This window comes from Phaeovulum sp. (assembly GCF_041596715.1).
In the GTDB taxonomy this organism is placed as follows: Bacteria; Pseudomonadota; Alphaproteobacteria; order Rhodobacterales; family Rhodobacteraceae; genus UBA6213.
Genome location: NZ_JBFHIA010000121.1, coordinates 1 through 9000 on the forward strand (window position 1 = coordinate 1; position 9000 = coordinate 9000).

At 61.0% G+C, this 9000-nt stretch carries 9 protein-coding genes and 1 pseudogene; 6 read left to right on the forward strand and 4 right to left on the reverse strand.

The window, feature by feature from the left end:
• The coding region (locus tag ABY403_RS09565; RefSeq protein ID WP_372840572.1) for a type II 3-dehydroquinate dehydratase at positions 1-165 on the reverse strand (165 nt) is incomplete at its 3' end.
• 287 nt (positions 166-452) lie between these two features.
• Between ABY403_RS09565 and dctP the strand changes: the two genes are divergently transcribed.
• Genes dctP through ABY403_RS09585 form a run of 4 tightly spaced genes read left to right on the forward strand, consistent with a single transcriptional unit; the run spans position 453 to position 4123 of the window.
• Entirely contained in the window at positions 453-1457 is a 1005-nt protein-coding gene (gene dctP, locus ABY403_RS09570; protein ID WP_372840564.1) for a TRAP transporter substrate-binding protein DctP, read from the forward strand.
• Between the two features lie 11 nt (positions 1458-1468).
• Positions 1469-1981, forward strand: coding sequence for a TRAP transporter small permease (locus tag ABY403_RS09575; RefSeq protein ID WP_372840565.1), 513 nt, complete (start codon positions 1469-1471; stop codon positions 1979-1981).
• A 1-nt stretch (position 1982) separates the two neighbouring features.
• Positions 1983-3278 (forward strand): TRAP transporter large permease, encoded by a 1296-nt coding sequence (locus ABY403_RS09580; protein WP_372840566.1) that lies wholly within the window; start codon positions 1983-1985, stop codon positions 3276-3278.
• Positions 3275-4123, forward strand: a complete 849-nt coding sequence (locus ABY403_RS09585; protein WP_372840567.1) for a shikimate dehydrogenase — start codon at positions 3275-3277, stop codon at positions 4121-4123. Before ABY403_RS09580 ends, ABY403_RS09585 begins: the two co-directional genes overlap by 4 nt.
• On the opposite strand, the gene ABY403_RS09590 is transcribed toward ABY403_RS09585, so the two are convergent.
• On the reverse strand, positions 4120-4779 hold the full coding sequence (locus ABY403_RS09590; protein ID WP_372840568.1) for a GntR family transcriptional regulator: 660 nt from the start codon (positions 4777-4779) through the stop codon (positions 4120-4122). The two genes, ABY403_RS09585 and ABY403_RS09590, sit on opposite strands and share 4 nt — an antisense overlap.
• Before the next feature lie 141 nt (positions 4780-4920).
• Between ABY403_RS09590 and ABY403_RS09595 the strand changes: the two genes are divergently transcribed.
• The gene (locus ABY403_RS09595) at positions 4921-5577 is read left to right on the forward strand and encodes a GntR family transcriptional regulator (RefSeq protein ID WP_372840569.1); all 657 of its coding nucleotides are present in this window, start codon (positions 4921-4923) and stop codon (positions 5575-5577) included.
• On the opposite strand, the gene ABY403_RS09600 is transcribed toward ABY403_RS09595, so the two are convergent.
• Complete coding sequence (locus tag ABY403_RS09600) at positions 5578-7167, reverse strand: fucose isomerase (RefSeq protein WP_372840570.1); 1590 nt, start codon at positions 7165-7167, stop codon at positions 5578-5580.
• Between the two features lie 104 nt (positions 7168-7271).
• Complete coding sequence (locus ABY403_RS09605; protein WP_372840571.1) at positions 7272-7934, reverse strand: GntR family transcriptional regulator; 663 nt, start codon at positions 7932-7934, stop codon at positions 7272-7274.
• A 221-nt stretch (positions 7935-8155) separates the two neighbouring features.
• Here ABY403_RS09605 and ABY403_RS09610 point away from each other — a divergent pair.
• Positions 8156-9000 (forward strand): annotated as a pseudogene (locus tag ABY403_RS09610) (hypothetical protein); the annotation flags it as partial.

Below are 9000 nucleotides of genomic sequence, written 5' to 3' on the forward strand. Positions count from 1 at the left end.
CTCGTGGTTTGACTGAAAAAGCTTCAGATCAAACCCCAAGCCTTTCGCCAGTTCGCGACATTCGACCTCGACATCGGCAAGTGTCTCGCGGCCATAGATTTCAGGCTGGCGCTGGCCCAGCAGGTTCAGGTTCGGTCCGTTTAGTATATAGATGGTCTCGCTCATCGGTCTCTCTCTCCTGACTGCCCCGGTTCGGGTGGCGCGCCTGCCCTTGCGACTTCGAGCCGCACCCAGTCTAGCCTGAATCACAACACTTGCCGCTGATTTCTACGCGAAAAAACGAAGCTGGGAAACAAATAATTGATTATTTCTCGACTATCTTCGCATCTGCACTTGCGTGGATGAACCGCGCTTTGCCAGATATTTTCTGGACAGGTGCTTCGGAAACTGCCAACCTCAAGCCCGCATTGCCCCTGAATGGGGGATTCTGTCCGGCAATGGGAGGACCTGCCATGACTTACTCGATTACCCGTCGTGCTGTGCTAGGCATAACGGCTGCCGCCACGATGGTTTTTGCCGCAGGCGTCGCCGCCGCGCAGGAAAAAATCCAGCTTCGCATGTCCACGGTCGCCACCGATAGCGACCAGCGCACCGTGGCGCTTGCCGAAGTGTTTGGCCCCGGCGTTGCCGCCTTCGCCAATTATGAGCCGCATTACAACGGCGTGCTGTTCAAGCAAGCGACCGAGCTTGAAGCGATCGCACGCGGCAACCTCGAAATGGCGATCATTTCGGCGCAGGAACTTGCGTCATTCTTCCCTGAGTTCTCGGTCTTTACCGCGGGCTACCTGCACCGCGACGCCGCGCATCAGGTTGCGGTGTTCAACAACGCGCTGATGGACCCGTTCAAGAAGAAAGTCGAAGACGAGCTTGGCGTTAAACTGCTGACCGTCATGTATCTTGGCCGCCGCCAGCTTGACCTGCGCATGTCGCGCGCAGAGCTTGACGTGAAAACCCCGGCCGATCTGGCGGGTGTCAAGCTGCGGATGCCCGGAACCGACGCCTGGCAGTTCCTTGGTTCGGCGCTTGGCGCAAACCCGGTGCCCGTCGCTTTTGGCGAGATCTACACCAGCCTGCAAACCGGCGCGATCGATGGCCAAGACAACCCGCTGCCCACCAACAAGGACAGCAAGTTCTACGAAGTCACCAAGCAGATCGTGATGACCTCGCATCTGGTTGACCTCAACTATCTGGCGCTGTCGCTTGATGCGTGGAACAAGATGACCCCGGAACAGCAGGCCGCCACCCAAAAGGCCGCCGACGATGCCGCAGCACTTGGGCGCGAGCGTCAGCTGAAACTGGAAGATGACCTTGTGCAGTTCTTCAAGGAACAGGGGCTCGAGGTTTACACGCCCGATGTCGATGCCTTCCGCACGCAAGTGCAGGCAGCCTATCTTGCCTCGCCCTACGCCGAGTCGTGGCCGGAAGGGATCGTTGAAGCGATCAACGCGGCTAACTGAGGAAGCGTCGCGTGCAGCGCTTCATCAAACTGCTGCGGAAAATAGCCGATGGGGTGGCGGGCGCGATGCTCGCCACCCTGTTCGCGGTTTTCATCATCCAGATCGCCGCCCGATACGTCTTCAACCTGCCGGTCGGCTGGACGCAAGAGGTGCAGGCAACGCTCTGGTTGTGGCTTGTGCTTTGGGGGGCTGCGTTCTGCCTTCGCGACGAAGATCAGGTGAAGTTCGACCTGCTTTATCATATGGCGCCAATCCGCTGGCAGCGGATCTTTGCCGGCCTCGCCGCGGTATCGATTGTCATAGCCGTTGCGGCGGCTCTGCCCGCCGCTTGGGACTATGTCGATTTTTACTATCGCAAGCGCAGCGCGGTTTTGCAGGTGCGGATGAAGTGGGTGTTCATCATCTACATCGTTTTCAGCGTTGGGTTAATTGTCCGCTATACCTTGGGTCTGATTGCCATTTTGCGCAGCCCAGACGCCCCGCCTTCGCGCCCTTCCCTACACCCGCCCGAGGAGGCGCGCTGAGATGAGTTTTGCCTTTGCCGTCTGCCTTGCCGCAGTGTTCGGGCTGGCCGCGATCGGCACACCGATCGGGTATTCGTTGCTGGTCTCCGCAACGCTTTACCTTGCCATTGATGGTGCCGACCTTGCGCTTGCCGCCGAGCAACTGATCCAATCGATCTATGACGGCTATACCTTGCTTGCCGTGCCGCTGTTCATCATCGCCGCCAATATCATGAATGCTGGCACCATATCGCAACGGCTGCTGACTTTCTGCGTTGCTGTGGTGGGCCGGTTTCGCGGCGGCATGGGGCACGTCAACATCCTGTCGTCGCTGATCTTTTCAGGCATGTCCGGTTCCGCCGTGGCCGACGCCGCCGGGATCGGCAAGATCATCACCGAAATGATGATCAAGACCGGGCATTACTCGCGCGGTTACGCCGCCGCCGTTACCGCCGCCTCGGCCACGATCGGCCCAATCATCCCGCCGTCCATTCCGATGGTGATGTATGCGCTAATCTCGAACCAGTCGATCGGCTATCTGTTCCTTGCGGGTATTCTGCCGGGTCTGCTGATGGGCCTTGTGCTGATGCTGATGAACTGGACCATTTCCTGGCGGCGCAAGATACCGGTGGAAGCGCCAACCCCGCTGCGCGATGCGCCGGGCATCACGATCCGCGCCTTTCCTGCGCTGATGATGCCGGTGATCTTGCTGTCGGGCATTTACGGCGGTGCTACCACGCCCACCGAAGCCGCGGCGATTGCCGCCCTTTATGCGCTGCTGTTGGCGGTCGGGCTTTACCGTTCGCTTCGCTTGCGAGAGTTCTACCGCGTGGTGGTTGAAAGCGCCCGGCAATCGGCAACTGTTGGTATCGTGATCGGCTGTGCGCTGATCTTCAACTACATCGTCGCCACCGAGCGTATCCCCGAGGCACTGTCGAACCAGATGTCGGAACTTCAGATCTCGCCCCTGATGTTCCTTTTGGCAATGAACCTGCTGATCCTCGGGCTCGGCTGCCTGCTGGATGCCACCACGATCATTCTGGTGGTGCTGCCGCTGTTCGTGCCAACCGCGCAGGCGCTTGGTATCGACCTTGTGCATTTCGGCGTGGTGATGGTGGTCAACGCCATGTTGGGGTTGATTACGCCGCCCTACGGTATGCTGCTTTTCGTCATCAATGCCGTAACAGGCATTCCGCTGCGCGATATCATCGTGAATGTGCTGCCATTCCTTGGGGCGTTGCTTATTGCACTCTTGTTACTGACCATCTTCCCCGACATCTCGCTGCTTCTTCCGCGCTATTTCGGGTATATGGGATGAACGCGCCGGTGCGCACGTTGCGACTTGGGCTGATCGGGGGCAACATCACCGCCACGCGCTCGCCTGCGCTGCATGTGGTTTGCGGTCTGTCGCTGGGTGTGAATGTCACCTACGATCTGATCATTCCCGCAGAACGAGGGCTGCGTTTTCCCGAACTTCTGGCGCAATGCGCGCAGCTTGGCTTTGCCGGGGTCAACGTGACCTACCCGCATAAGGAAGAGGCGGCGGCGTTGGTGCCGGCGGGTGATCCGGTTGTGGGCGCGATGGGCGCATCGAACACGGTGCTGTTCACCCCGGAAGGACCGCGCGCTTTCAACACCGATCATTCCGGTTTTGTTGCGGCCTACATCGCCGCATTCGGCACGAGGGGGCCGGGCCGGGTGCTGGTATTGGGCACGGGTGGCGTCGGGCGGGCGGTTGCCTTTGCGCTGGCCGACCTCGGCGCCACGGAAATCGTGCTTTACGATACCGAGCCGGAAAAGATTGCCGCATTGTCCAAGGCCCTGCGCAGCCACGCAGGGGTGACCGTTTCGGCCTGTGAGAGCGCGCAGTTGTCAAACATCGCGGGCTTTAACGGCGTGGTCAATTGCACGCCGCTCGGCATGGTCGGGCGGCCCGGCTCGCCTTTGCCAGCGGGTGTCGTGGGGCAACCCGACTGGGCGTTCGACGCGGTCTATACGCCCGCCGACACGCCATTCAGGACGCAGGTTCTGGGCTTGGGTGCCGCGTTTCTTGGTGGCTATGAGCTTTATTTTCATCAGGGATTGCGCGCGTTCGAGCTGTTCTCGGGCCTGCGCCTTGCCGCCCCTGACTGGGTGCGCGGAACACTCGGCCCCCGCAGCTAGACACACACCGCGGCGTGAGCCCGCAATGCGTGTTCAACCCCACCTTCGATATGACGCACCAACACCTCTTGCCCACGCACCACATCGCGTTCCAGCGCCGCCTCCAGCAGCGCCTGATGTTCGTCGGCGGCAATCTGGCCACGGAAGGTCAGGTAGACCATCTGATAGCGCAGGTAGCGGTCGAACACCGAGCCGTGCACCGCCAGCAATTCGGCAGAGCCGCAACCCATGATCAACGCGTGATGAAAGCCCGAATCGTAGCGCTTCCATTCGACCCGGTCGCTGGGGTCGCCTGCAATCATCCGCTGTTCGATGCGGCTAAGTTTGTGATGCGCGGCCACGACGCTGGATTTCCATTCAAGATCGCCAACCTGAAAGGAACGCTCCAGCGCGTGCAACTCGATCAACGTGCGCAGCGCCGCCAGTTCGCGCAGGTTCGCTTCGGAAATCGGGGCCACGGCAAATCCGCGCTGATCCTCGGCCACTGCAAGCCCTTCGCTTGCCAGTCGGCTCAGCACTTCACGCAAGGTCGGCACCGATACCCCGTAGCGGGTCCGCAAATCTTCCATCCGCAAGCGCGCACCGGGCGCAAGCAACCCGAAAATGATGTCGCTGCGCATTTTTTCATAAGTGGCAAGGGCAAGCGATTGCGTCACGAAGCGGCCTTTCCTTAACGCCTTAACATAGCGGTTACGCCAAAACGTCACCAGATAAATCTCTGATCATCCATTTTGTGGCAGATAGATTGCTGCCATATCAATCGTCGCTTATGCTGCGACAAACAAGGAACAGCCAGCATGGCGCCACGAGCCCGCAAGGAAACCCTCTCTAGCCGGATCGTCGCCGATTTGCGTGCCGCGATCGTGCGCGGCGATATGGCACCGGGTGAGAAGATCAACCTCGATCGCCTGCGCGAAATGCAGGGCGTTTCGATCAGCCCGCTGCGCGAAGCGATGTCTCGGTTGATCGCCGACGGGCTGGTCGCCTTTGAAGACCAGCGCGGCTATTCCGTAACACCAGTTTCGGCAGAAAATCTGGCCGAGATTACCCAATTGCGGGTGGCGCTGGAAAGCAGAGCGCTGCGCGATGCGATCGCCAAGGGCGATCTCGATTGGGAAAGCCGGGTGATGGGCGCGCTTTACCGGCTGCGCACGACGCCGCGCACCCCCCAAGACCCCGCCATTTGGGAGGCCGCGCACGCAGCCTTTCACATGGAACTGCTGCGCGGCTGCACCCTGCCGCTGCTGCTGCAATTCTGCACGCAACTGCGTGGGCTGCAAGATCGCTACCGCGCGCTCTATCTTGCCGATCTACCCGCCGGGCGCGACGTGCAGGCCGAACATGACGCTATCGCCTCGGCGGCCTGCTCGCGCAGCGCCGATCTGGCTGTGTCACGATTGGTCGCGCATATCGAGGCGACGGGCGCGCTGCTGCGCACCCGCCTGTTGGCTTGATCAAACCCCGCAGAGATGCACCTTGATGCCCAGCGCGTCGGCCAGCGCCGCCTTGGCCAACATGGCGCGGTCAGCGGCCGCAGCACTATCGGCATAGACTAGCTGAATATGGTTTGCCCGGTGCCGCGCCATCATCGCATCGCGCGAGACACCGTTGAGAACCGCATGCATCATCGGCCATTGCGGGCTGGTCGCCTCTGCCCGCCGATTGCTTTCAGCTTCTGGCAGGGCAACCGCGCGGCCGCGACCAAGGTCCATATGCAGTGCCCCACCTTCCACGAAGATGCGGCTCCAGACGATGTCACCGGGCCGTGCCACACCGCGTAGCGTGCCGCCCCCTGACGGGAAGTACATCGGCGGCTGGCGCACCGAATCCGACCCGGCCCAGCCGCCCACATGATGCGCGGGTGGCGCGGCACCCGAGATTTCGAACAGCCAGACAAACTCGCGCTGACCGTCGAGGGCAAAATCTTCGCCCCAGCGCAGATCATGCAGCGTCGTCTCTACCGGTTGGCCAAGCGCCGTGTGCAGCCGGTTGATCAGCACCCCATCAAGGCCCGCGCATTCATCAACCTCGTTGAAATGCACGATCGCCTCGCCCGCGCGGATCACACTGCCATCAGCGCGGGTAACTGGCGGGCGATCGGCGTTGTTCAACATGCCTTCGACAAGATCAGAGGCAGGGCAGAGGTCTTTCAATCCCTGCTGATACTGAATCCCTATCGCCTCGCATCCAAAGGTATCTGCCAGCCGAACCGCGGCCACATACATCCGGCATTGATCGATCACCTGCGCTTCGGTCAACTCGGTCGCGGGGTCTTGGCCCAGATGAAAGGTCATGCCCTTTGCCAGCATCCAATCATAGGCCGCGCGCGCCTCGGCCTCGGGCACCTGACGCGATGCGAAGTAGAGCGCCGATTGCGAGAGCCTTTCCTTGTAGATACCCATCGGCATCAGAAGTTCGTCAGGGATGATGGCGTTGTACATGCCCATGCAGCCTTCGTCGAACACGCCCAGAATCAGTTTTCGGGTGTGGATCTCGGCGGCAATTGCCTTTGCAATGGCGGCGTCGTGCAAAGGCACTGCGGCTGGGTCAAAACTGCGCACATGAGCCATGTCATGTTCGATTTTTCCAGTTTTCAGCCATTCTTTCAGACCGCTGAGGAAGAAATCATCGGAAAAATCCTCGCTCCACAGAGTCGAGAACTTCACCCCCGCTTTGGTGAGCGAGCCGTTTAGGTTCAGCAGCCCGACCAGCCCCGGCCATTGCCCGGCCCAGTTGGCAACCGTCAGAATCGGCCCGCGATGGGCAAACAACCCCGCCAGCAGATGGTGCGAATATTGCCAGACCGCCTCGGCCACGATCAGCGGCGCATTGGGGTCAATCGTGGCAAAAACATCCATCCCCTCGCGCTGGCTGGCAATAAAGCCGTGCCCCGCGGGTTTGACCGGATGCGCGCGCACCAGTTCGTGGCCCATGGCCGCAAGAACCTCGGTCAGCCGCGCTTCCATCGCGGCCTGTGCGGGCCAGCATGTAAGGTTGGCGCTTTCGCGCAGATCGCCGCTGGCGACGAGTTGGATCTGGGTCATGTTCGTCCTCCGAAGCCGCGATCAGCGCGGCAAAATCCTGAATATCGTTCCGAATGCGCCGGAAAGCCGTGTATGAGGCAAGCTGTCAGTGCCAAGCCCCCCATTCAAACCCCCAGTGCGCGCCGACGCGCCACTTCGATATGCGCTTCAAGTGCGGCCACCGCCGCCCCCGCGTCGCGCGCCAGAAGCGCCTCGATTATCGCTATGTGTTCACCCATCACCGCAGGTAGCAGGCTTGGCAGCATCCGCGTCTGCGCCAGCCGGATCAGCCGGATGCGCACCGAATTGACCCTATAGATGTTTGAAATAAGGTCATTTTCCAGCGAGTCTACCATCCGGTCGTGAAACGCCCAATCAAGCTCTTGCGCGCGGTCCAGTGCGGTGGGCATGACCCAGCGCTCTGCCTCGTCGCGCGCGGCACAATGCGCGGCCAGCAATGCCTCCAGTTCATCCTGTGGCGCAGTCTCGCAATAGCGCGCCACTGCCTCGCGCTCGATCACAAGGCGAAGCTGGAACGCATTGCGGATCAGATCGAGATCCACCTGCGCCACTTGCAGCCCGCGCTGCGGCACCGTGCGGATCAACCCTTCGGCCTCTAGCCGCGGGATCATTTCGCGTATGGCCCCAAGCGGCAGGCCGGTAATTTCGACCAGTTCGCGCTGCGAGACGAATTGCCCCGGCGTGATCGTGCGAGCCAGCAGATGCTCGGTAAAGCTTGCGTAAGCCTTGTCACGCAGAGTCTGAAACTCGTTAGCCTCGCCCGCCATCGCCCCACCCCTGCACGCGCCACGCAACGCGTGAGCAACTAACATGTTATTCAACCTGTCAGGCCCAAGCAAGCCTCACCGATCACAATTCGGCAAGAGCCGCGCGGATTCGGCGCAAGAGGGTTGCAGGCCTTTATTTTTGCAAGCTATCGTTTGACTTCGCGCGGCGCCCAACTGGCGCATGCGCCACGGGCAACGAGTTTACGTCGCAGGAGTTTAGTTTGTATCTTTCCGTTTCCCCGTGTCCTGACTGTAAAACGCGCATTGCCCGCGCCATTGCGCCCATACCGCTGCTTTGGTGCCTTGCCGCACCCACAAACCTTTATGCGCAGGGAATAGACCTGCCAGATGCCGCAACACTGGCGGCGCAGCGCGCGGCCTATGACGAGGTGGCGACCAAGACCATCCTCGATCTGCAACCCTTCCGTGCCGAACAGCGGCTGACCTTGGCAGACGGCACCGCCCTGATGCTTGCCTCGCTCAGCCCGGTTATCAACGCTTGGTATCTTTTGCAGGTCACTGCGCCGGGGTCACAGCGCTCGACCTACTACCACCTCGAAAACGTCGATCCGCGCGCAGTGCAGCTGGCGCTGGAACCCGCCGAGGTGCCAACGCTGCGGCTGGCACAGGCCGAGGGCAACACGACCTGCGCGCTGGCGCTTGATACCGTCTCGCCGCTGGAAGATGCGCGCAAAACCGGGCTGGCTTATGCGCCGCTTTGCGATGGGCAGATCTATCTGCGCAATCGCGTCGATGGTTCGCGCACCTCGCGCGAACGCACTGCCGAGTTCTTGCGCGAAAATGTCTGGTTCGGCGACAGCATCGTGAACATCGTGAAGGATACCTTCTATCAGGATGCCTATGCCGAAACCGGCATCACACTGGGCACGACCGCTGTGGGCAGCGTGGTTGAGGCACTTGGGCAAGCGGCGCTGGTCGATTACCCGGTGATTTCGTCCTCTGGTGGCATACCGCTGATTGGCGCACCCGAAGGTGGCATGGCGCAGGGCAAATGGTATGCGATGGAGGGCAGCAGTGGCGTTTACGCAAGCGTCGTGCAACCCGC

Excerpts from the sequence above, each read along its gene's own strand:
- dctP (WP_372840564.1), top strand. The coding sequence starts at position 453 with ATGACTTACTCGATTACCCGTCGTGCTGTGCTAGGCATAACGGCTGCC.
- ABY403_RS09580 (WP_372840566.1), top strand. The coding sequence starts at position 1,983 with ATGAGTTTTGCCTTTGCCGTCTGCCTTGCCGCAGTGTTCGGGCTGGCC.
- ABY403_RS09585 (WP_372840567.1), top strand. The coding sequence starts at position 3,275 with ATGAACGCGCCGGTGCGCACGTTGCGACTTGGGCTGATCGGGGGCAAC.
- ABY403_RS09595 (WP_372840569.1), top strand. The coding sequence starts at position 4,921 with ATGGCGCCACGAGCCCGCAAGGAAACCCTCTCTAGCCGGATCGTCGCC.
- ABY403_RS09600 (WP_372840570.1), bottom strand. The coding sequence starts at position 7,167 with ATGACCCAGATCCAACTCGTCGCCAGCGGCGATCTGCGCGAAAGCGCC.
- ABY403_RS09605 (WP_372840571.1), bottom strand. The coding sequence starts at position 7,934 with ATGGCGGGCGAGGCTAACGAGTTTCAGACTCTGCGTGACAAGGCTTAC.